The sequence below is a fragment of the Wenjunlia tyrosinilytica genome (genome assembly GCF_014646055.1).
Lineage (GTDB): Bacteria > Actinomycetota > Actinomycetes > Streptomycetales > Streptomycetaceae > Wenjunlia > Wenjunlia tyrosinilytica.
On the sequence record NZ_BMMS01000019.1, the window covers coordinates 36,146 to 57,622 of the forward strand.

Sequence of the window (21,477 nt, forward strand, 5' to 3'; positions counted from 1 at the left end):
AAGGCCGAGGACCCCGGCACAACGCAACAGGGGGCGGAAGCGATATGGACCCACACACCGGGGGATCCGAGGAGCACCAGCCGGATCCGTTCGAACTGCCCGAACTGCCCGAGCTGCCCCGGCGCGGCGAGGAGCCGACCGGCGGCGCACCGGCTTCGCCGAACGACCCCTCGTCGACGACCGGCTCATCCACGTCCGGTCCCTCCTCGTCCGGTCTCCCCGCCTCCGGCCGGCCCTCGTCCGGCCCGCGCGACTCCTGGCCGAGCGCGTCGGGACTGCCCAAGTCCGTGCCGCCGACGTTCCCCACGTCCGGCCTGCCCAAGTCCGGCCTGCCCAAGTCCGGTGCGCCCAGTGCCAGTGAGACGACCGGCAGCCTTCCCGTCCTGCGGCAGACACCACCCGTGGCCGCCCGCGTCGAGCGCCCCGTGGACATCGTTGCCGGTGACTTCCTGCTGACGATCAACACCGTGGACGGCAGCGAGGTCACCCGCTGCCCCGACGGGATCAGGCCGCGGCCGGAGCGCCTGTCCCGCGAGCAGCGCGAGTTGGCCCGCCGCTCCGAGCAGGCGCCGCCGCTCGCCGGGCGCCCCGGCCCCCAGATGCCCCTGCTGGAGCGGGACGAGGAGCGCGACCGCCTGGTCCGCCTGCTCTCCCGGGGACGCTCGGTCCGGGTGACCGGGCCCTCCGGCTCGGGCCGGACCTCCCTGCTGGCCGACGTCGCCGACAGCTGCGCCCGTGTCGCCCCGGACGGGGTCATCCATCTGTCCGGCTACCGGCGCACTCCCCGCGACCTGCTCCACTCGCTCTACGCGGCCGTGCACCGCGCCCCCGGATACCGGCCCGACCGGGCCCGCCTGCTCGGATATCTGGGCGACGTGGGCGCGGTGGTCGTGGTGGACGACGTCGAGTTCGGCGGCGCGGCGCTGGACGACCTGATCGCCTCGGCGCCGGAGTGCGCCTTCCTGATCGCCGCAACCCCGGATGTCCCCTCGCCCTCTCCCGAGTCGCCGATCGAGGAGGTCTTCCTCTCCGGGCTCAGCAGGGTGGCGTGCCTGGAACTCCTCGAACACTCCGTGGACCGGCTCCTGGAGGACGAGGAGGCGGCCTGGGCGGCCGATCTGTGGTTCGAGTCCGAGGGCCTGCCGCTGCGATTCGTCCAGGCGGGCGCCCTGCTGCGCCAGCGGGACGCCCACAGGACCCGGCTCGCCGAGGACCTGGAGGCGTGCGAGCGCAGCCCGTTCGACGCCGACGAGGCCGAAGAGGGCGCCGACGACACCCCGTTCACTCCTCCGGCGGCCGCCGTGCCGCTTCCCTCACTGGCCGAGAGCGCTGCCCCCGCGGCCCGGCTGGCCGGTGAGCTGACCGAGGCGGGGCGCGAGACCCTGCGGTTCGCCGTCGCGTTGGGCGGTGAGTGCCCCAACGCGGGGCATCTGCCCGCCCTCGTCGGAGACACCCACGGCGACACCGCGCTGGCCGAACTGGTCGCCCGCGGTCTCGCCGTCCCCGTCGCCGGGCACTACCGCCTCGCGGCAGGGGTGCGGACGCAGCTCATCGGCCTGGAGCCGCCGGGGGACCACGCGCTGACCGCCGCCCGGCACTTCGCCTGGTGGTCGGGGCACCGTTCCGTCACGGTGGAGCGGGTCGCCGCCGAGTCGGAGGCGCTGCTGGCGGCCATGGCCGCCGCCCGCGACCAGGGGCACCACAGCGCGGCCGTCCTCCTGGCCCGCTCCGCCGCCCCGGCGTTCGCCGCCGCCCTGCACTGGAGCGCCTGGGAGCGGGCGCTGCGGATCGGGCAGGAGGCCGCCCGGCTGGCGGGCGAGGTGGCGCAGGAGGCCTACTTCCACCACGAGTTGGGCGTCCTCGCGCTGTGCACCAACAACAGTGACCGGGCCCGGGCCGAGCTCGAGGCGTCCATAGCGCTGCGCGGCGCGCTCGCCGACCGCACCGGAACGGCCGTGGGGCGGCGTACTCTCGCCCTGGTCTCCGAGCGGCCGCCGGTGCCCGACCCCGAGCCCGTCCCGCCCGGGGGGCGGCCTCCGGGCGGCCCGCGCTCGCAGATCGTGACGGCGGCCCTGCCCTCGCTGCCCACCGGCCCGCAGGCCGGGCACGGCGCCGACACCGGGGCGACGACCGTCATATCGCCCCGGCCGACGCCGCGGGGCGCGAACCGCCCGGCCGCGGTCGGCGCCCGAAGAAACCTTGTTGCGGCCGGTGCCGGCCTGCTGCTCGCGGCCGTGCTGGGCACCGTGGTGACCCTGGGGAGCGTGTCCGGCGCCGGAGACGAGACCAAGACACCGATGAAGGTGGCCCCGGTCGAGTCGCAGACCGCCACGGACACCGACGACACCGTTCCTGCTCCCGACCCGGCGAAGCCGTCCCCGGCGCCGTCCAGGAGCGGCAGCGAATCGCCAGCCGGCCCGTCGGGGCAGCCGACGGTGAGGCCGCCCATGGGCAACCCCGGTGGCGGTCTCCCGCACCAGAACGGGCCGACGCCCAGGCCGACCAAGAGCCACGGCGACGGGAGCAGCAGCAGCAGCCCCAGCAAGTCGCCCAAGCCCAAGCCGTCGGGGTCCTCGAGCAAGCCGTCGGACGACCAGTCGCCCACGCCTCCGACAAGCCCCTCGCCGTCGCCCTCGCCGACGACAGGGCAGCCCCAGCCGCCGCACAACTCGGCCAGTGGCAGCGCCTCCCCCTCCGGAAGCGGCGCCACGCAGAGCAGCGCCCCGCCGGTGGCGTAGGGCCGCGCCGGCAGGCCCATGGAACGCCGGGAGGTTCCGTCCGCAGCCTGTGGACGGAACCTCCTTCGCTTGTGCGGCGGCGGACCGGGGACCGGACCGCCGTGCGGGACCGCGGTCCCCGCGCACGCGGGCGCCGGACGGCCGTGCCGGGCCGCGGGCGCGGCACCGGCGCACCCGAGCGCCTGGCGGCGGCGCACCGTGGGCGCCTGGCGGCGCGCTGCACCGTGGCGTGGCGCCTGGCGGCGCCCGGAACCGCCGCTAGAACAGCCGCAGCTTGTCGTCCTCGATACCGCGCAGGGCGTCGTAGTCCAGCGTCACGCAGTCGATGCCGCGGTCGGTGGCCAGGACACGGGCCTGGGGCTTGATCTCCTGCGCCGCGAACACGCCCTTCACCGGGGCCAGTACCGGGTCGCGGTTGAGCAGTTCGAGGTAGCGGGTGAGCTGTTCGACGCCGTCGATCTCGCCGCGCCGCTTGATCTCGATGGCGACGGTGGCGCCCGCCGCGTCGCGGCACAGGATGTCGACCGGGCCGATCGCCGTGGGGTATTCACGCCGAATGAGGGACCAGCCGTCGCCGAGCACCTCCATCCGGTCGGCGAGCAGCTCCTGGAGGTGTGCCTCCACACCGTCCTTGATCAGTCCGGGGTCCACTCCGAGCTCGTGGGAGGAGTCGTGCAGCACCTCCTCCATGGTGATCACGAGCTTCTCCCCGGTCTTGTTGACCACCGTCCATATGCCGCTCTCCTCCTTGAGGGTGCAGGGCGGGGACATCCAGTTGAGTGGTTTGTAGGCCCGGTCGTCCGCGTGGATGGACACCGAGTTGTCGGCCTTGACGAGGATGAGCCGCGGGGCCGACGGCAGGTGGGCGGTGAGCCGGCCTGCGTAGTCGACGGAGCAGCGGGCAATGACGAGACGCACGGTCCGCAGGCTAGTCGACCGGGTGCCGCGGGGGCGATTCGAGCGGTCATCGCGGTTGATCCCGGACGTCGGACGTCTGGCCGGTTGTCGCCGTATTCGCCTGGCCGGAATTTCCCAACTGCCCTACCTTGCAGGGGAGGACCGCGTCCGCGGTCCATTCCGCGCGCAACCGGCATGGCGGTCACAGACCACTCATAGCCGCTCGACCGTCTTCGTGAGGCCCCCCGGACCCGGGGGCCGCGAGAGGAGAACCCCATGTCGCTCGACGTCTCACCGGCCCTGTTGGATCAGGCCGAGCGAGGCGAGGTCGACGAAGCGGACTTCGTCGACTGCGTCCGAACCTCCCTGCCGTACGCATGGGAGATGGTCAGCTCCCTGGTGGCACAACTGAAGGTGGACGGCGGTGACTTCGCCGACAACCAGGTTCCTCCGCCGGACGAGCAGGCACGTGGGCAACTCCTGAGGGCTCTTGCCAGTGATGCCATCCGCGGCTCGCTGGAGCGGCATTTCGGAGTACGTCTGGCGTTCCAGAACTGCCATCGCGTCGCGGCCTTCCCGCTGGCCGGGACCTCCGACGACCGGTACACGAAGTTCACCTCGCCCCGCGCTCAACTGCTCAACCAGTCGCCGATGCTGAGGGACTGCTGAGAAGACTTCCGAGGGAGCTTCCCGAGGCCACTTCCGAGGGCGGTCCGAAGCGACTCGAGGCGATCCGGAGTGATCCGAGGCAGCCGAGGAGCAGGTCGGGGACCGCCGTGTCCCGGGGGTGCTACCGCAGCCGGGGTAGCACCTCGCCGCCCAGCCGGGCCACATTCCGCTCGGTCTCGGCAACGTCTCCCGAGCCCTCGACCAGCAGGGCGAAACGGCGGATGCCGGTGCGTTCCGCCGTCTCGTTCAGCCGCCGCGCACACAGCTCCGGCGGTCCCACGGCGTGCAGCGAGCACAGCAGATCGGTGTAGGCGTGCGGGTCGCGCATCCTGCGCTCGCGCCCGTCCACGGTGACATGCGCGCCCAGTCCCTGCCTCAGCCAGCCCGGCATCGCCTTGACGAGGGTCTCCACGGCCTCCTCACGGGTGTCGGCGACCTGGACGACGCCCGCCGAGACATGCTCGATCCGGTGCACCTGCTCCAGCGAGTGCCCGTGGGCCAGCGCCTCGGTCCGGTAGGCGGCGACCATCCTGGCCTTCTCGTCGTCCCCGCAGTGCATCCCGAGCAGCATGGGAACGCCGTACCGGGCGGCGAGCCGCAGCGAGGCCTGGGAAGTGCAGGCGACCACGACGGGCGGGGCGGCTCCCGGGCCCGCGACGGGGGCGTGCGGGAGCTCACTGGGGCGCGGCACCACGGGTACTTCGCGGAACGAGTACCGGGGCCCGTCGGCGCCCACGGCCGGCTCACGCAGCCAGCGCATCAGCAGATCGAGCGATTCCGGGTAGCCGGCCTCGTAGGCCTCGACCCCGGCGCCGAACACCTCGAGGTCGACCCACGGCCCTCCGCGGCCCACACCCAGGGTGAACCGGCCACCGGTGGTGAGGTGGAGCAACGAGGTCTGCTCGCCGAGCGCCACCGGATGCGAGGTCGGCAGCACACTGACCGCGGTGCCCACCCCGATCCGCCTGGTGCGCCCGAGCAGGAGCGCCGCGAGCGTCACCGCCGACGGGCAGACGCCGTACGGAACGAAATGGTGTTCCGCCACCCACACATCGTCGAGACCCGCCGCCTCCGCGGCCTCGGTGGCACGCAGCACACGGTGCAGCGCCTCCGTGTGCCCCTGGCCGGGGAACTGAGCGGCGAGAAGAAATGCCCCCACGCGCATGCGGCACCCTCCTTGAGTGCGATGCCCCCGCGCCTTCTGCGGCATTAACGCCTGACACATGCCCAGGACACGGAGACAATCGGAATAGAGGTGATTATCAGCCACGCAGGATGTGAGGGGGCGGAGATTGACGAGCCGGTGACCGGGTACCTCGCGGTTGCGTACCCTTGACGGTGACCCTTTTGCGCACGCGGACCGCGTGCCCGCCCAAGCGAGAGGCTGATCTCCGTGTCACCGCGCCGCAACCGCCCGCAGCGGGCCGACTCGCCCGAGTCGCCCGAGACCTCAGGCGTCGGCGGCGGCTACGGGCTCGAACGCACGGAGGACTGGCGCGGCGAGGACTGGGTCGTCCGCCCCGTGGCGGGCAGCGCGGGCAAGCACTACCGCTGCCCGGGGTGCGACCAGGAGATCCCGCCGGGCGTCGGCCATGTGGTGGCCTGGCCCCAGTTCGGGGGAGTGGACGACCGCAGGCACTGGCATCGCGCCTGCTGGACCGCACGCGAACGGCGCGGCGCGAAGATCCTCAGAGGGAGGAACGCGCCGCGCCACTGATGCCGCGGGTCGGGCGTCGAAGGGCCGGGCTCGAACGCTGACGGGCAGGCCGGTCAGACGTCGGCGTCGGCGGGCAGGCCGGTCAGACGTCGCGGCCGCGCAGTACCGCGTACGCGGCGCCCAGCATGCCTGCGGTCACGAGGCCGAGCAGGCCGAGCAGGCCCCATCCGCCGTCGTCCCCGTGGATCGGGACGCCGTACAACTGGCCGACCAGATTGGGCATGGAGTACTCCTGGAGCTTCTCCTTCACCGAGATCTGGGAGATGAACAGCGAGGCCAGCAGCGGCAGCAGCACCACCCCCAGCATCGAGGTGATCGCACCCGCGCTGTGCCGCAGCAGCACCCCGACGGCGAGCGAGAGCAGACCGAGCAGGGCCATGAACAGGCCCACGCCGACCGTTGCCCGCAAGAACTCACCCATGCTCGCCGAGGCCGTGTCCACCTGGTGCTCGGCGGAGCCGTCGAACCGGTTGATGCTGCGCCCTTCCAGCGCGGCCTTGTTGAGCAGCGCCACGATCGTGCAGGCCAGCGTGGACAGCGTGAAGGTCACCAGGAAGAAGACGATCGCCTTGGCGGCCAGCACCCGCCCGCGCTGCGGCGAGGCGGTGAACGTGGTGCGGATCATGCCGGTGCCGTACTCCGAGGTGATCACCAGCACCCCGAGCGTCACGATGCACAGCTGCCCCAGGAGCACCCCCGGCAGTCCGAAGCTGAGGATGGGCGAGTACTCGTACTCGTTCTCGCCCACGGTGCCGGTCATCAGCATGCCGATGCCGACCACCAGAAGGAACATCACACCGAGCGACCACAGCGTGGAGCGGACGGTGCGGATCTTGGTCCACTCCGAGGCGATGGCGTGCCCGAGGTGCGTACGCACCACCGGGATGGGGGAGCTGTAGGCGCCGGGCGGGGCCGGCAGGGGGGCCTGGGCGGGAGCAGGGTAGTGGGTCATGGCTTCAGGACTCGCTCTCGCGCTTGGACAGACTCGGTGCGGCCGCGGGGGCGGGAGGCGCGTCCTGCGGCGGAGGCGGAACGGCGGGCGGCACCGCTGTGGGCGGCGCGGCGACCGGCGGTGCCATCGCCCCGGGATGCGGCCCGGCGGGAGACACGCCGACAGGCCCGGCGGGCGGTGCTCCGAAGCCCTGCGGCGGCGGGGCCGTCTGGTACGGGTTGGGGCCGGGCGCGGGCTGCCACTGGTGCTGCGGCGCGGCGTGGGGCGGCGGGTAGCCGCCGTACTGCGCCTGGGCCGGGACCGGACCGGCCTGCTGGAGGCCGAAGCGCTGGTCCTGCGTCGACCGGTAGTCCACGGCGGCCTGCGTCATCCGCATGTACGCCTCCTCCAGCGACGCCTGGTGCGGGGAGAGTTCGTGCAGCCGCACACCGAGGTCGAACGCCAGGTCGCTGATGTGCGGCAGGGCGAGCCCCGACACACGCAGCGCGCCGTCCTGTTCGGGCTGGACGTGCGCGCCCGCCTCGGACAGCGCGCGGACCAGCTTCTCGGAGGTCTCGGGGGTGCGCACCCGTGCGTACCCGGCGGAGTTGCGCGCGATGAAGTCCTTCACACTCATGTCCGCGAGCAGCTGTCCCCGGCCGATCACGATCAGATGGTCGGCGGTGAGCGCCATCTCGCTCATCAGGTGGCTGGAGACGAAGACCGTGCGGCCCTCGCCGGCGAGCTTGCGCATGAGGTTGCGCACCCAGTGGATGCCCTCGGGGTCGAGCCCGTTGACCGGCTCGTCGAACAGCAGCACCTGCGGATCGCCCAGCAGCGCGCCCGCGATGCCGAGGCGCTGCCCCATGCCCAGGGAGAAGCCCTTGGAGCGCCGGTGTGCCACCTCCTGGAGCCCTACGACGCCCAGGACCTCGTCCACCCGGCGCGCGGGTATGCCGGACAGCTGCGCCAGGCACAGCAGGTGCTGACGGGCGCTGCGCCCGCCGTGGACGGCCTTGGCGTCGAGCAGGGCGCCCACCTGACGGGGGGCGTTCGGCAGATCGCGGAAGCGCCGTCCGCCGACCGTGACCTGGCCCGACGTCGGGGCGTCGAGCCCCAGGATCATCCGCATGGTAGTGGACTTGCCCGAGCCGTTCGGGCCCAGGAAGCCGGTCACCGCGCCGGGCCGGACCTGGAACGTCAGGTTATCGACCGCTGTCTTGACGCCGTAGCGCTTGGTGAGGCCGACTGCCTCGATCACATTTCCCGCCCCTCGTAGTGAACCGATCCCCCCGAAGGGCCCGCGTGGGCCCCGTGGGAGTTGAGAGGCTACTTGGCGGGTTTTGGTTCCGTGGGCGACGGGTCGGACACGGCAGGAGAGCGGGTCGGCCGTGCCGGCGCGCACGGCCGAACGCCTCGGCGGGACTCAGGCGTCGCGCCTGCTCATCACCAGGTACCCGCCGAGGAGCGCCACGGCGACCCAGGCGCACATGATGCCCAGCCCTCCCCACGGCCCGTATGCGGAGCCGTCGCTGGAGGGAACGACCTGCATGATCTTCTGGCCCGCCTGGTCGGGGAAGTAGCGGGCCACGTCCTTGGCGACGGGAACGGCGGCCAGGATCGTCGAGATCAGGAAGAAGAACGGCATCAGGATGCCCAGCGACAGCAGGGGGCTGCGCAGCATCGCGGCGACGCCCATCGAGAACAGCGCGATCAGCGTCATGTAGAGGCCGGCGCCGAACACCGCGCGCAGCACACCGGGTTCGCCGATGCCCGTGCGGTGCGAGCCCAGAAGCGCCTGCCCGAGGAAGAACGAGGCAAAGCTCGTCACCATGCCGACCACGAACGCCAGAGCGGTGGCCACGGCGAGCTTGGAGAACAGGAACGCGGCCCGCTGCGGCACGGCGGCGAGCGAGGTGCGGATCATTCCCGAGCTGTACTCGCCGGCGACCACGAGCACACCGAACACGATGACGGCGAGCTGCCCGAGGAACATCCCCGAGAAGCTGGTGCCCGCCGCGTCGAAGGTGAGCCGGTCCTGCTGGGAGAGGTTGTCGAACTGGGCGTTCGTCAGCGCGCAGAGGCCGGCGCTGAGCGCCACGGTGACCAGGAGCGCCGAGGCGAGCGTCCACATCGTGGAGCTCACGGACCTGACCTTGGTCCACTCCGACCGCAGGACCGCGGGTGTGAAGATCATCGTGCCGACCCCTTCCTCCGCTTCGCCGACCAGTCCGCGCCCCAGACCGGCACGCCCTCCCGACCGCCCTCCCGATCGCCCACCCGATCGCCCACCCGATCGCCCACCCGACCGTCCTCCCGACCGCCTGCGACGCCGCCGTCCCCGCCTTCCTCCAGGCCTCGAGGCGCCGCCGCCCCCTCCCGGTCGCCCGGCGCATCCGCCAGGCCCGCGGTGCTGTGCGCGTGGTACTCGACCGACTCGGCCGTCATCCGCATGAACGCCTCCTCCAGCGACGCCTGCTGCGGGCTCAGCTCGTGCAGGGTGACATGGTGCTGCGCCGCGAGCTCGCCCAGCTTGGCCGCCTCCATGTCGGCGACCTCGAACGAGCCGTCCGCCGCCACCTGCGGTGAGACGCCCACCGCCGAGAGGACATCACGCAGCCGCTCAGGCTCCGGGGTGCGCACGCGCACGAAGGAACGGGAGTTCTGGCCGATGAAGTCCGACATGGAGGTGTCCGCCAGCAGCCTGCCCTGCCCGATCACCACCAGATGGCCGGCGGTCAGCGCCATCTCGCTCATCAGATGGCTGGAGACGAAGACGGTGCGGCCCTCGGCGGCCAGCCGCTTCATCAGGTGGCGAATCCAGTGGATGCCCTCGGGGTCGAGCCCGTTGACCGGCTCGTCGAACATCAGGATCTCGGGATCGCCCAGCAGTGCCGCGGCGATACCGAGGCGTTGGCCCATGCCGAGGGAGAACCCCTTGGTGCGCTGCCGGGCCACCGCGCTCAGTCCCACGACGTCCAGGACCTCGTCCACCCGGGAGCGCGGGATGCGGTTGCTCTGCGCGAGGCAGAGCAGATGGTTGTACGCGCTGCGCCCGCCGTGGACGGCCTTGGCGTCCAGCAGGGCGCCGATGTACTTCAGCGGCTCCTTCAGCCGGGCGTAGCGCCTGCCGTCGATGCGTACCTCTCCACCGGTCGGGTGGTCGAGGTCGAGCATCATCCGCATGGTCGTCGACTTGCCCGCGCCATTGGGGCCGAGGAAGCCCGTGACCACACCGGGCCGCACGGTGAACGTCAGACGGTCCACGGCGAGCTTGTCGCCGAACCTCTTCGTCAGCCCCTCGAGCTCGATCATTACGTCACGCTAAGCGGACAAAGGGCCCATCGCCACCCGAAGCGGCGAAGGGCCCGAGCCGGCCGGACCGGCGGGAGGGAACGGCGCCCAGGACGCGCCGCTCCCTCCTGATCGTCGTACCGCTGCGCTGCCGCAGTGGTGCTGTTGTCGCTGTGCCGTTGTCGCTGTGCCGTTCTCCGTGCGTCGTTCTCGGTGCGCCCCGCTCAGCGGGACTGCTGCGCCGGAACCCCGCGGGAGATCGGCTCGTCCTCGGGAACCGTGGCTGCCGCGACCGCCGCGCCGGTGAGCGTGGCGAGCATCTCGCGCACGTTCGTCAGCTGGGCGTTGATGCTGTCGCGGCGGTTGGTGAGGGCGGCCAGCTCGCGCTCGGACTCGCTGCGGATCCGGTCGGCCTTGGCGTTCGCGTCCGCGACGATGTCCTCGGCCTGGCGCTGCGCGGTCTCCACCGTCTGGCGGGCGCGGCGCTCGGCGTCGGTGCGCAGCTTCTCGGCCTCGAGGCGCAGCTGCTCGGCGCGGTGCTCGATCTCGGCCAGGCGCTTCTCGGCCTTGGCCTGACGCGAGGCGAGGTCCCGCTCGGACTGCTCGCGGCGCTTGGCCAGGTTGGTCTCGAAGTCGGCCGCGGCCTGGGCGGCCTTGGCGCGGGTCTCCTCGAAGAGGGCGTCCGCCTCCTCGCGCTTGTTCTGCGCGTCCTTGCTGGCGTCGGCGCGCAGCTGCGACGCCTCACCCTTGGCCTTCTCGACGATCCGGACGCCGTCGTCCTCGGCCTTGGCCTTGCGCTCGGCCGCGTACGCCTCGGCGTCGGAGCGGACCTGGGCCGCGGCGCCCTCGGCGAGCTCGCGGTGCTGGTCCGCGGCGCGACGGGCCTCCTCGCGAAGGTCCTTGGCCTCCTCCTCGGCGAGGCGAAGGATCTTCTCGACTCGGGCACCCAGGCCGGCGTACGAAGGCTCGGCCTCGTTGATCTGCGCCTGGGCGTTCTGCGTCTCGAGGTGGAGCTCCTCGATGCGCTTCTCAAGTGCCGTGATCCGGCCCAGGGCACTGTCGCGGTCGGCGACCAGCTTCGTGATGCGATCGTCCACCTGCGTGCGGTCGTACCCGCGCCGCACGAGTTCGAAGCCGAAGGGGGAGGAAGTGTCGCTCATGGGGTTCCTGTCGAGTGAGACGTCGATGAGACCGGTGAGGTGATAGAGGGAATCCTAGGGCTGAGTGCGGCGTGTCATCGAGTCAATGCGGTGGGAATCTGGAGAATGACCGCTCAATCGAGTGGAGCGTCATCGGAGCGCTTGCCACTCGTACGGGTGGTCCCGGCGCCCGCTCCGGCCTTCACGCCGCCCTTCGGGGTCCCATTGGCACCGTTTGACGGACCCTCGAAACCTTCCAGTGCTTCCAGGACATCCTGGACACGGGCGATCTCCGCGTTGATGTCCTTGCGCCTTCGCACCAGTTGGTCGAGCTCCCGCTTGCCCTCCTCGACGATGCGCCGGGCCTCGGCCTCGGCCTCCGCCTTCGCCTGCGCCCCCTCCTTCTCCATGGAGACCTTCTTGAGCTCCGCCTCCTTGAGCAGGCCCTCGGCCTTGCGCACGGCGGCGATACGGACCTTGCTCGCTTCCGAGGAGGCGTTGGAGGCGACCTCGGACGCCTTCTCCTCGGCGTCGGCCACGAGCATGCGGGCGCGCTCCTCGGCCTCGGCCATCTGCTCGGTGGCGGCGGCGACCAGCTTGTCCACGCGCTCGCCCGCGGACTTCATCGCCTCCGCGGACTCCTTGCGGGCCCGCGAGTGCAGCTCCTCGACCTCGGCCTCGACGCGCTCGCGCAGCTCCTCGGCCCGCTCCCTGATCGCGGTGGAGTCACGGCGGGCCTCGGCCAGCATGGTGTCGGAGTCGGTACGGGCCCGCTCCACCATCGTGTTGCCCTCGACGGTGGCCTCGGAGACCAGCCGGTCGGCCTCCTTGCGCGCGGCGCCGACGAGGGCGTCCGCCTGCTCCTCGGCGGTCGCGGCGGTGCGCACGGCCGCCTCACGGGCCTCGGAGGTGAGCCGCTCGGCCTCCTGCGACGCAGTGGTGACCAGGGTGTCGGCCTGCTCTGCGGCCTCGGCGCGCCGCCGGTTTGCCTCCTCGCGGGCCTCGGCCCGCAGCCGGTCGGCCTCCGTGATCGCCTCGTTGACGGTGCGGTCGGCCAGCGACTTGGCGGCCTCGGCCTCCTCGTTGGCCTCGGCGCGGGTCCTCGCCGCCTCCTTGGAGGCGCGCTCACGCTCGGCGTGGGCCTCGGACCGCAGCTGGTCGGCGGCCGCCTGGGTCTCCCCGCGCAGCCGCTCCGCCGCGTGCTCGGCGGCCGAGCGCAGCCCGGCGATCTCCTGCTCGGCGGCCTCGTGCAGTCCGGCGACGGACTCGCGCACCTGCTGGGCGGTGTGCTCGGCGGCGGCGACGAGCTCGGACGCGCGGCGGTCGGCCTCGCTGACCAGCCGGTCCGCCTCGGTGCCGGCCTCGTCCACCCGCTTGCGCGCGGCGGCGAGCAGTTCCTCGCTCTCCCGCCGGGCGGCGGTGCGCTCCTGCTCGGCCTCGGTACGGGCCGCGCTCAGCAGCTCCTCGGCCTCCCGGCGGCGGCGGGCGGCCTCCTCCTGGGCGGCGGTCAGCTCCTGGGCGGCCTCGGTGTCGGCGCGCTCACGGGCGGCCTGCGCCTCGCTGCGCAGCCGGTCGGCGTCGGCCTGGGCGTCGGCGCGCAGCTGCTCGGCCTCCGCGGCGGCCTCGCTGCGCAGGCGCACGGCGAACGACTCGCCCTCGGCGCGTGCGGCGGCCGCGTCGGAGGCGGCCTCGGTCCTGACCCGATCCGACTCCGACTCCGCCTGCTCCTGGAGGGTGCGCACACGCTCGGCGGCCTCGCTGCGGATGCGCTCGGCCTCGGCGACCGCGTCGGCGCGCAGCCGCTCGGCCTGGGCCTTGGCGTCCTCCAGCTCGCGCTCGGCGGAGGCGAGGCGCTCGTCGGCCTCGGTCCGGCGGCGGTTGATCTCCTCGGCGGCGTCGGAGGCGAGCCGGGCGGCTGCCTGCTCGGCCTCGGAGCGGACCGCGGCGGCCTGACGCTCGGCCTCCTCGACCTTCTGCTCGGCCTGGCGGCGGCCCTCGGCCACCAGTTCCTCGGCCTCGTTCCCGGCGCGCTCCAGCGCGGCCCGGGCCTGCGTGCGCAGTGTCGCGGCCCGCTCCACCGCCTCGGTGCGCACCCGCTCGCTCTCGGTGCTCGCGCCCTGGCGCAGCTCGTCGGCGTCGCTCTTGGCCTTGGTCAGCAGCTCCTCGGCGGTCCTGGCCGCCTCCTCGATCTGCTGGACGGCCTCACGGCGGGCCTCGCCGCGGATGCGCTCGCCCTCGGCGACGGCGTCGGCCCTCAGCTGCTCGGCCTCGCCGCGCAGCCTGCGGGCCTCGTCCTGGAGCTGCGAGGTGCGCTCGCGGAACTCCTTGGTGTCGTCGTGAGCGGCGTTCTGCAACTGGGCGGCGGCCTCGGCCGCCTCGGTGCCGCGCCGGTCGGCCTCCGCCTGGGCCTCGGCGCGGATGCGCTCGGCCTCCTCGGCGGCGGCCTGCGTGGTGGCCTTGGCGTCCGCGGACGCCTTGGTCAGGATCTCCTCGGCGGTCTTGGCGGCCTTGGACAGATGGGCGGCGGCGTCCTCGGAGGCGGCGGCGCGGGCGGCTTCCGCCGCCTCGGCCTTCACCCGTTCGGCGGCGCCCTGGGCGTCGGCCCTCAGCTGCTCGGCCTCCGCCTTGAGGGCCTCGGCCTCCTTGGTGGCCTCCGCGACGAGCCGGGCCACTTCGTTGCGGGCGGTGCGGGTGCGCTGCTCGTTGTCCGCGTCCACGTTGGCCAGGCGCCTGGCGGCGGAGGCCGCGGCCTCCTCGCGCAGCCGCTCCGCCTCGGCGCGCGCCTCGCGCAGCAGCGTCTCCGCCTCCTGCTTGCGCTCCTCGGCGCGGCGGGTGAGCTCCACGACCTCACGGCGGGTCGTCTCGGCCTCGCTGCGGGTCGAGGTGCGCAGTGACTCCGCGTGATCGGTGGCCTCCTGGGCCTGGGTGGAGGCGGCGTTCAGCAGCCGCTCGGCCTCCGTACGGGCCCGGCGCAGCAGCGCCTCCGCCTCGGCCCTGGCGGCCTCGGCGTCGGAGGCGATCCGCTCACGGGCCTGCTCCGCCAGGCGCTGGGCCTCGGCGCGGGCGGCGGCCAGACCTGCCTCCGCCTCGGCCCTGGTCTCCTCCAGGAGGCGCTGGGCCTGCGCCTCCGTGCGGGCGCGAAGCTGCTCGGCCCACGCCACGTTGTCGTTGACGTGGCTCTCGACGGTGCTGCGGCGCTCGGCCAGCTCCTCGTCGAGCCTGCGGCGTCTGCTGACCGCCTCGGAGTGCCACTCGGACTCGAGCTGGGACTGGCGCTCCGCGGTCTCCTGGAGCATCCGCTGGGTGGCGGCGCGGGCCTCGCGCAGCTCGCGCTCGGCGTCGGTGCGCAGCTGGTCGGCCTGGATCTGGGCGTTGCGCAGGAGCTGCTCGGCCTGGTGGCTGATGCCCTCGTAGGCCCGGGGCTGGGCAAGCTGGCGGCGCGCTTCGTGCAGCTTGGCCCGCAGGACCTCCACCTGGTAGGCGAGGTCCTCGGCATGGTCGACCGCCTTGTTCCGCTCGGTACGAACCCGATCCATCTCGGCTTCGAACTGAGAGAGGTGGTCGTCAACCTCGTAGCGGTCGTTGCCCCGCACTGCGCGGTCCCATCCGTCTCCTGGTCGAGGGCCCGTGACCGGGCGGCGCTGGCCGCCCCGCCTTCCCGATGAGCCTTCTTGGTGAACATGGCCTTGCGGAGAATGGTGTCAGATCAACGGCGGGGCGTGGGCCGTCCACCGGCGCACCCCCGTCGCGACCGTCCCCCATCACCGCGCCGACCCCCGCACTCTACCGGGCACGGGCGATCTGCCGGACCTGTCGGGACCAGCGGATTCGCCCCGGCGAGCCGGGGCGGGCCCCGTGTCAGTGCTTCTCGGCCGAGGTGACCAGCTCGGTGAGGACGCCTCCGCAGTCCTTGGGGTGCAGGAACGTGATGCGCGAGCCCATCGAGCCGACGCGCGGCTCGTCGTAGAGGACTCGCACGCCCTTGTCCCGGATGGCGGACGAGTCGGCGTCCACGTCCTCGGTCCCGAAAGCTATGTGGTGCACCCCCTCGCCGTTCTTGGCGAGCCACTTCGCGACGGTGGAGTCCTCGCGGGTGGGCTCGAGGAGCTGGAGGTAGGAGGCGCCGCCGTCGGAGGTCTCGTTGATCTTCAGCATGGCCTCGCGAACGCCCTGCTCCTCGTTCACCTCCGTGTGGAAGACCTCGAAGCCGTAGGTCGACCGGTAGAACTCGACGGTCTTGTCGAGGTCGAAACAGGCGATGCCGATGTGGTCGATGCGGGAGAGCATGGGGGATGCCTTCCGTGAGTGGCGCCGAGGAGGGTCGTGGACTCGACTGCGGTCCTGGCTGTGCGGTCCTGGCTGTGCGGTCCCGGCGTTGTGGTCCTGGCCGGGGATACGTGGCCGAAGGGGTGGTCCACTCAAGTCCATCGCGCGTTTGTGCCGTAACGCAACGTGCCCGCCGTCACACCTCGGCGCCGATGACGCGGCCGGTACCGCTCAGTATCTTGGGCGATAACCCTCGTTAACCGCCACCCTCATGCCGCGAAGGGGCCGTGCCATGACTTCCAAGGCAACAACGTCCGTGATCGTTGCGGGCGCCCGCACTCCCATGGGCCGCTTGCTCGGCTCGCTCAAGGGCTTCTCAGGAGCCGAGCTCGGCGGGTTCGCCATCAAGTCGGCGCTGGAGCGCGCGGGCATCACCGGCGACCAGGTCCAGTACGTGATCATGGGCCAGGTCCTCCAGGCAGGTGCGGGCCAGATCCCGGCACGCCAGGCGGCCGTCAAGGCCGGCATCCCCATGAGCGTTCCCTCGCTCACCGTCAACAAGGTGTGCCTCTCCGGCCTCGACGCCATCGCGCTGGCCGACCAGCTGATCCGCGCGGGTGAGTTCGACATCGTCGTGGCCGGTGGCCAGGAGTCGATGACCAACGCCCCGCACCTGCTGCCCAAGTCCCGTGAGGGCTACAAGTACGGCGCCGTCCAGATGCTCGACGCGATGGCCCACGACGGCCTCACCGACGCGTACGAGAACATCGCGATGGGTGAGTCGACCGAGAGGCACAACACCCGTCTGGGTATCGAGCGCGCCCCGCAGGACGAGTTCTCCGCGCTGTCCCACCAGCGGGCGGCCGCGGCGCAGAAGAACGGCGTCTTCGAGGCCGAGATCACCCCCGTGGAGGTCCCGCAGCGCAAGGGCGACCCCGTGGTCGTCAGCCAGGACGAGGGCATCCGGCCCGAGACCACCGCGGAGGGTCTGGCCAAGCTGCGCCCGGCGTTCACCAAGGACGGCACCATCACCGCGGGCTCCTCGTCCCCGATCTCCGACGGCGCCGCGGCCGTCGTCGTGATGAGCCGGGCCAAGGCCGAGGAGCTGGGTCTGGAGTGGATCGCGGAGATCGGCGCCCACGGCAATGTGGCCGGCCCCGACAACTCGCTCCAGTCGCAGCCGTCCAACGCCATCCGGCACGCCCTGGGCAAGGAGGGCCTGAGCGTCGGCGACCTCGACCTGATCGAGATCAACGAGGCGTTCGCGGCCGTCGCGGTGCAGTCGATGAAGGACCTGGGCGTGTCGCCGGAAAAGGTGAACGTCAACGGCGGCGCCATCGCGCTGGGCCACCCGATCGGCATGTCCGGCGCCCGTATCGTGCTCCACCTGGCGCTGGAGCTCCAGCGGCGCGGAGGCGGCGTCGGCGCGGCCGGGATGTGCGGCGGCGGCGGCCAGGGCGACGCCCTGATCGTCCGGGTGCCGAGCGCCTGAGCGCCCCGCCGACCGGACCGGACCAAGGAGCCACGTGAGCACCAGGACCATGGACGTGCCCGCCCTCGTCGAGCAGGCGAGGGCGGGGCGGCCCCGCGCGGTCGCCCGGCTGATCTCGCTCGTCGAGGGGGCCTCGCCGCAGCTGCGCGAGGTCATGGCGGCGCTGGCGCCGCTGTCCGGGAACGCGTACGTGGTGGGCCTGACCGGCTCGCCGGGCGTCGGGAAGTCCACGACGACGTCCGCCCTGGTGACCGCGTACCGCAAGCTCGGCAAGCGGGTCGGCGTGCTGGCGGTCGACCCCTCCTCCCCGTTCTCCGGCGGTGCGCTGCTCGGTGACCGGGTGCGGATGCAGGAGCACTCGGGGGACTCCGGGGTCTACATCCGCTCCATGGCCACCCGGGGCCACCTCGGCGGCCTTGCCTGGGCGGCTCCGCAGGCCATCCGGGTGCTGGACGGGGCGGCCGGGTGCGACGTGATCCTCGTGGAGACGGTCGGCGTGGGGCAGTCCGAGGTGGAGATCGCCGCCCAGGCGGACACCTCGGTGGTGCTGCTGGCCCCCGGCATGGGGGACGGGATCCAGGCGGCGAAGGCGGGGATCCTCGAGATCGGTGACGTCTACGTCGTCAACAAGGCCGACCGGGACGGCGCCGAGTCCACGGCCCGCGAGCTCAACCACATGCTGGGCCTGGGCGAGTCCCGTGAGCCCGGCGACTGGCGGCCGCCCATCGTGAAGACGGTGGCGTCCAAGGGGGAGGGCATCGACGAGATGGCCGAGGCGCTGGAGAAGCACCGCGCCTGGATGGAGGAGCGCGGGGTGCTCTCCGCGCGCCGCCGCAAGCGGGCCGCGGGCGAGGTCGAGAGCATCGCGCTGACCGCGCTGCGCGAGCGCATCGGGGACCTGCACGGCGACCAGCGCCTGGACGCGCTGGCCGGGCGCATCGTCGCGGGGGAGCTCGACCCGTACGCCGCCGCGGACGAACTCGTGGAAGGGCTCACCAACGGCGGGACGGCCGACCGTGCCTGAGACGGCCGCCCCGCGGCCGCCCTACGGCCGCAGGGTCCGCAGGTGCTCCACCACCGGGATGAGCGCCTCGTGGTAGTCCGCCAGCGACCTCGGGGTCATCCGGTCGATGAACAGGCGCCGCACCGACTCCACATGCGCGGGAGCGACCTTGCGCATGGTGTCCCACCCGTGGTCGGTCAGCACGGTGTAGAGGCCGCGCCGGTCGGACTCGCAGTTCTCCCGCCGCACCAGGCCGGCGTTCTCCATCCGGGTGATCTGGTGGGACAGGCGGCTCTTGGACTGGAGGGTGGCCTTGGCGAGATCGCTCATCCGCATCCGCCGCTCGGGCGCCTCCGAGAGGTTGACCAGGATCTCGTAGTCGTTGGACGTGAGCCCGAACGGCTGGAGGTCGCGTTCCATCTGGTGGTTGAGCAGTCTGCTGACCTCCAGGTGCGTGCGCCAGGCCTGCTGTTCCTTGCCGGAGAGCCAGCGGGGCTCCGTCGGATCCTCGCCGCTGTCTCGGCTGCCGTCGTGCTTGTCCATGGGGAAGATTCTAACCTAAAAGTTTAAGATTAAACCAGTTGTGCTCCGGACGTGCGCCGACGCCCGTCCGATCGGTCGGCCCGGTTCCCCGAGCCGACCGACCGAGCGGACGCCTGCTACCCGAACACTACTTCTATAGTCCCAAGCGGCGCTGGATACTGCCCAACTGACCCGACAGCTGGGGCATTCCGGGGATGCCCTGCGCCTGGCCGCCGGCCGGTCCGCCCGCGTGGCCGGGGCCCGTCGCGCCGGTCGCCTGCTCGGGCATCAGCACCTCGGTCGACTGCAGCAGGACCTGGCCCTCGCCCACGAACTCGAACTGGTGCTCCTCGCCCGACGTCCCGCCTATGCCGGTCAGCGCCCGGATACCGCCCAGGACCCCGCGCATGTAGCCGTGGTCGTAGTGGTGGCAGGGCGAGGGGCAGTCCGCCCAGCCCACCAGCGCCTGCGGGTCCACCCGGATCGGCGGCTCCACGAAGTGCACGGCGCCGTTGGAGGCGGCGACGAACTTCCCCGTCCCGATCAGGGTGAGGAACCCGGGGATGATCGACTGCTTGAGCGACAGCCCCGGCTCGAAGGCGAGCAGATTTCCCGAGCGGATGGTCAGATTGCCGTTCTCCAGATCGTACGAGTTGATGTCGAACGCCCGGTCGGCCAGCAGCATCTTGCCGTTGCCCTCGGCGACCACCCAGTCCGAGGCGTGCAGCGGGGAGTGGAAGTTCGTCGCCACGAGGCGGTCCAGCGGCCCGTGCCCTATGCCGTGGAAGTCGATCTGCCCGTAGTAGGCGATCATCTTCCCCTTCTGCAGGAACCACTGGCCCTGGAGATCGACGCTGAAGGCGTACGGGTTGACGTTGTCGTTGCTCGGCAGCGTGTACGGGTCGAAGACGACCGGCCCGCCACCGGACTGGTACTGGGTCACAGCTTCTCCTCCGACGCCTGCACGTACACCGTCCCATTGCCGGAGAGCTCCAGCTGGAACGCCTCACCCGAGCCGCGGCCGACCATGTCCCGCCAGCCGAGGGCGGTCGACAGCTTGTTGCGTACGTCGCCGCGGTGTGCGACGTACGCCTGCGGGTCCACATGGATCGGGCGCTGCGGCGTTATCGGCAGCTCGATCACACCGCCGTGCGCCATCACCGCCACCGAGCCCTTGCCCGCCAGCGTCGTGGTGAACAGGCCCTGGCCGGTCACCTGGCCCCGGATGACGCCCATGACGCCGCCCTGCGAGCCCATGAACATCGTGCCCTGCTGGAGCGTGCCCTCGAAGGCCAGCAGCCGGTCCGCCTCGACGTAGAGGGTGTCGCCGGCCATGTCGATGCAGTGCACGTTGTGACCGCCGTGCCCGAACATCACCGAGCCATGGCCCTCGACCGTCATCAGCGGCACCTGCTCATTGGCGACCCGTCGGCCGATCATCGAGCCGATCCCGCCCTGGCCGCCGGTCATGTTCGGCGTGAAGGTGACACTGCCCTTGTACGCGAGCATCGCGCCGCGCTGGCTGAACAGCTTCTGACCGGGGACGACCTGCGCCTCGATCATCTTGGAGTTGATCCGGTGGAAGCCCATCAGAGGTCGCCTCCGATCGTCTGGCGCTCGCTCGGCTGCACATAGACGAGGCCGTCGCCCTCGAAGCGGATCTGGAATGTCTCCCCGGAGCTCTCGCCGACGAATGTGCGCCAGGTCACACCCGTCTGCAGGTCCTGCCGCAGATTCCCGGTGTGCGCCACATAGGCGCCCGGGTCCACCAGCAGCGGAGTGCCCGCCGAGACCCGCAGCACTATCGCGGGGCCGTCCGACATCAGCGCCGCCTGCCCCACGCCCTCGACGGTCGTGGTGAACAGGCCGTTGCCCTGCGTGGCCCCCCGAAGCCCCGTGAAGGTCGTGCCGGTACGCAGCGTCGCCTCGGTGCACAGCAGATTGCTGGCCTCGACGTAGAGCTTCTCGCCGTTGAGCCGCACCAGATTGATCTCGGTCGCCCGCTCGGCGAAATAGCAGGTCCCGTGCCCCTTGACCTCCATCACCGTCATGCTCTCTCCGGTGAGCCGCCGCGTGACCATGCCACGCAGCCCCTCACCGCCCCCCGACATCTTCTTGAAGGACATCTGGCCGTCATAGGCCACCATGGATCCGTTGCGGGCCTTAACGGCGTCGCCCGTCATGTCGACGGCGAGCACCTTGGTCCCTTGGAGTCGAAACTGCGCCACGGAACGAGAAGGTATCCGCCGCAACCGGGGGCGACCAGGGGCGGAGCCGCTTTGTGGCACCTCTGAGACAGACCCGGCGGAAGCCGGGCAATGAAGCCGGGCAATAATGGAAGCGCTTGTGCTTGCGTTCACAAACTCAGGAGGCAACCCGTGAAGACCAGCACCGCCCTGCGCCGCCTGCGCCTCGTCTCGACGCCGGAGGCGATCTCGTTCCTGCTACTGCTGGTCTGCTCGGTCCTCAAGCGCACGACCGACTTCAACGCCGTCCCGGTGATGGGCAGCATCCACGGCGTGCTCTTCATCCTCTACGTCGTCTTCTGGGCCGACGCCCGGAACAAGGTCCGGTGGAGCAACGGTCGCGGCCTGCTCCTCCTCGCCCTGTCCGTGCTGCCGACCGGCGGCTTCTTCGCCGACCGCATGCTGCGGGCCGAGGAGCGGACCGTCGCCGTCACCGACACGGCCGCGGCCACGGCCTGATCGCCGCCTGTCCGCTGACGTCCCTACGCGGACGTCAGCACGCGGATGTCAGCACGCGGACGTCACCCGAGGAGGACACGCCGCGGATCACACGCGGAGAACAC

Annotated in this window: 19 protein-coding genes; 6 read left to right on the plus strand and 13 right to left on the minus strand. The window is 72.0% G+C overall.

The window, feature by feature from the left end:
• Positions 1–44: 44 nt before the first annotated feature.
• Positions 45–2,738 carry an ATP-binding protein gene (locus IEY86_RS21595; RefSeq protein ID WP_189133451.1) on the plus strand — a complete coding sequence of 898 codons (2,694 nt, stop codon included), beginning with the start codon at positions 45–47 and terminating at the stop codon, positions 2,736–2,738.
• Between the two features lie 258 nt (positions 2,739–2,996).
• On the opposite strand, the gene nucS is transcribed toward IEY86_RS21595, so the two are convergent.
• Entirely contained in the window at positions 2,997–3,656 is a 660-nt protein-coding gene (nucS, locus tag IEY86_RS21600) for an endonuclease NucS (RefSeq protein ID WP_189133452.1), read from the minus strand.
• A gap of 255 nt (positions 3,657–3,911) precedes the next feature.
• Here nucS and IEY86_RS21605 point away from each other — a divergent pair, with 255 nt between their 5' ends.
• Positions 3,912–4,304, plus strand: a complete 393-nt coding sequence (locus tag IEY86_RS21605) for an SCO5389 family protein (protein ID WP_189133453.1) — start codon at positions 3,912–3,914, stop codon at positions 4,302–4,304.
• Positions 4,305–4,425: 121 nt separating this feature from the next.
• Here the strand turns inward: IEY86_RS21605 and IEY86_RS21610 are convergent, their stop codons facing one another.
• Positions 4,426–5,469, minus strand: coding sequence for an LLM class flavin-dependent oxidoreductase (locus IEY86_RS21610; protein ID WP_189133454.1), 1,044 nt, complete (start codon positions 5,467–5,469; stop codon positions 4,426–4,428).
• A 228-nt stretch (positions 5,470–5,697) separates the two neighbouring features.
• Here IEY86_RS21610 and IEY86_RS21615 point away from each other — a divergent pair, with 228 nt between their 5' ends.
• A complete protein-coding gene (locus IEY86_RS21615) occupies positions 5,698–6,021 on the plus strand; it encodes an Rv1322 family protein (RefSeq protein WP_189133455.1) in 324 nt (107 codons plus the stop codon).
• Positions 6,022–6,103: 82 nt separating this feature from the next.
• Here the strand turns inward: IEY86_RS21615 and IEY86_RS21620 are convergent, their stop codons facing one another.
• From IEY86_RS21620 to mce, 7 genes are all read right to left on the minus strand, one after another.
• Positions 6,104–6,973 (minus strand): ABC transporter permease, encoded by an 870-nt coding sequence (locus IEY86_RS21620; RefSeq protein ID WP_189133456.1) that lies wholly within the window; start codon positions 6,971–6,973, stop codon positions 6,104–6,106.
• Positions 6,974–6,977: 4 nt separating this feature from the next.
• Positions 6,978–8,213 (minus strand): ABC transporter ATP-binding protein, encoded by a 1,236-nt coding sequence (locus tag IEY86_RS21625; RefSeq protein WP_189133457.1) that lies wholly within the window; start codon positions 8,211–8,213, stop codon positions 6,978–6,980.
• A 165-nt stretch (positions 8,214–8,378) separates the two neighbouring features.
• Entirely contained in the window at positions 8,379–9,149 is a 771-nt protein-coding gene (locus IEY86_RS21630) for an ABC transporter permease (RefSeq protein ID WP_189133458.1), read from the minus strand.
• Positions 9,146–10,267: an ATP-binding cassette domain-containing protein gene (locus IEY86_RS21635; RefSeq protein ID WP_189133459.1), complete on the minus strand. Its 1,122-nt coding sequence runs from the start codon at positions 10,265–10,267 to the stop codon at positions 9,146–9,148. Before IEY86_RS21635 ends, IEY86_RS21630 begins: the two co-directional genes overlap by 4 nt.
• 203 nt (positions 10,268–10,470) lie before the next feature.
• Complete coding sequence (locus IEY86_RS21640) at positions 10,471–11,406, minus strand: coiled-coil domain-containing protein (RefSeq protein WP_189133460.1); 936 nt, start codon at positions 11,404–11,406, stop codon at positions 10,471–10,473.
• Positions 11,407–11,519: 113 nt separating this feature from the next.
• Positions 11,520–14,978 (minus strand): polarized growth protein Scy, encoded by a 3,459-nt coding sequence (scy, locus tag IEY86_RS21645; RefSeq protein ID WP_189133461.1) that lies wholly within the window; start codon positions 14,976–14,978, stop codon positions 11,520–11,522.
• 265 nt (positions 14,979–15,243) lie between these two features.
• Positions 15,244–15,672, minus strand: a complete 429-nt coding sequence (gene mce / locus IEY86_RS21650) for a methylmalonyl-CoA epimerase (RefSeq protein ID WP_189133462.1) — start codon at positions 15,670–15,672, stop codon at positions 15,244–15,246.
• 271 nt (positions 15,673–15,943) lie between these two features.
• On the opposite strand from mce, the gene IEY86_RS21655 reads away from it, so the two are divergent.
• Both IEY86_RS21655 and meaB read left to right on the plus strand, forming a co-directional pair.
• The gene (locus IEY86_RS21655; RefSeq protein WP_189133463.1) at positions 15,944–17,143 is read left to right on the plus strand and encodes an acetyl-CoA C-acetyltransferase; all 1,200 of its coding nucleotides are present in this window, start codon (positions 15,944–15,946) and stop codon (positions 17,141–17,143) included.
• A 49-nt stretch (positions 17,144–17,192) separates the two neighbouring features.
• The gene (meaB, locus tag IEY86_RS21660) at positions 17,193–18,167 is read left to right on the plus strand and encodes a methylmalonyl Co-A mutase-associated GTPase MeaB (RefSeq protein WP_189133545.1); all 975 of its coding nucleotides are present in this window, start codon (positions 17,193–17,195) and stop codon (positions 18,165–18,167) included.
• 21 nt (positions 18,168–18,188) lie between these two features.
• Here the strand turns inward: meaB and IEY86_RS21665 are convergent, their stop codons facing one another.
• From IEY86_RS21665 to IEY86_RS21680, 4 genes are all read right to left on the minus strand, one after another.
• Positions 18,189–18,689, minus strand: coding sequence for a MarR family winged helix-turn-helix transcriptional regulator (locus IEY86_RS21665; protein WP_189133464.1), 501 nt, complete (start codon positions 18,687–18,689; stop codon positions 18,189–18,191).
• Between the two features lie 133 nt (positions 18,690–18,822).
• The gene (locus IEY86_RS21670) at positions 18,823–19,611 is read right to left on the minus strand and encodes an AIM24 family protein (protein ID WP_189133465.1); all 789 of its coding nucleotides are present in this window, start codon (positions 19,609–19,611) and stop codon (positions 18,823–18,825) included.
• The gene (locus IEY86_RS21675) at positions 19,608–20,258 is read right to left on the minus strand and encodes an AIM24 family protein (protein WP_189133466.1); all 651 of its coding nucleotides are present in this window, start codon (positions 20,256–20,258) and stop codon (positions 19,608–19,610) included. The genes IEY86_RS21670 and IEY86_RS21675 overlap by 4 nt, the downstream gene beginning before the upstream one ends.
• Positions 20,258–20,896 (minus strand): AIM24 family protein, encoded by a 639-nt coding sequence (locus IEY86_RS21680; protein WP_189133467.1) that lies wholly within the window; start codon positions 20,894–20,896, stop codon positions 20,258–20,260. The genes IEY86_RS21675 and IEY86_RS21680 overlap by 1 nt, the downstream gene beginning before the upstream one ends.
• A gap of 90 nt (positions 20,897–20,986) precedes the next feature.
• Here IEY86_RS21680 and IEY86_RS21685 point away from each other — a divergent pair, with 90 nt between their 5' ends.
• Entirely contained in the window at positions 20,987–21,373 is a 387-nt protein-coding gene (locus IEY86_RS21685; RefSeq protein WP_189133468.1) for a DUF3817 domain-containing protein, read from the plus strand.
• Positions 21,374–21,477 lie beyond the last annotated feature (104 nt).

Excerpts from the sequence above, each read along its gene's own strand:
- IEY86_RS21595 (WP_189133451.1), top strand. The coding sequence starts at position 45 with ATGGACCCACACACCGGGGGATCCGAGGAGCACCAGCCGGATCCGTTC.
- IEY86_RS21605 (WP_189133453.1), top strand. The coding sequence starts at position 3,912 with ATGTCGCTCGACGTCTCACCGGCCCTGTTGGATCAGGCCGAGCGAGGC.
- IEY86_RS21610 (WP_189133454.1), bottom strand. The coding sequence starts at position 5,469 with ATGCGCGTGGGGGCATTTCTTCTCGCCGCTCAGTTCCCCGGCCAGGGG.
- IEY86_RS21620 (WP_189133456.1), bottom strand. The coding sequence starts at position 6,973 with ATGACCCACTACCCTGCTCCCGCCCAGGCCCCCCTGCCGGCCCCGCCC.
- IEY86_RS21630 (WP_189133458.1), bottom strand. The coding sequence starts at position 9,149 with ATGATCTTCACACCCGCGGTCCTGCGGTCGGAGTGGACCAAGGTCAGG.
- IEY86_RS21635 (WP_189133459.1), bottom strand. The coding sequence starts at position 10,267 with ATGATCGAGCTCGAGGGGCTGACGAAGAGGTTCGGCGACAAGCTCGCC.
- IEY86_RS21640 (WP_189133460.1), bottom strand. The coding sequence starts at position 11,406 with ATGAGCGACACTTCCTCCCCCTTCGGCTTCGAACTCGTGCGGCGCGGG.
- mce (WP_189133462.1), bottom strand. The coding sequence starts at position 15,672 with ATGCTCTCCCGCATCGACCACATCGGCATCGCCTGTTTCGACCTCGAC.
- IEY86_RS21655 (WP_189133463.1), top strand. The coding sequence starts at position 15,944 with ATGACTTCCAAGGCAACAACGTCCGTGATCGTTGCGGGCGCCCGCACT.
- meaB (WP_189133545.1), top strand. The coding sequence starts at position 17,193 with ATGGACGTGCCCGCCCTCGTCGAGCAGGCGAGGGCGGGGCGGCCCCGC.
- IEY86_RS21665 (WP_189133464.1), bottom strand. The coding sequence starts at position 18,689 with ATGGACAAGCACGACGGCAGCCGAGACAGCGGCGAGGATCCGACGGAG.
- IEY86_RS21675 (WP_189133466.1), bottom strand. The coding sequence starts at position 20,258 with ATGGGCTTCCACCGGATCAACTCCAAGATGATCGAGGCGCAGGTCGTC.
- IEY86_RS21685 (WP_189133468.1), top strand. The coding sequence starts at position 20,987 with ATGAAGCCGGGCAATAATGGAAGCGCTTGTGCTTGCGTTCACAAACTC.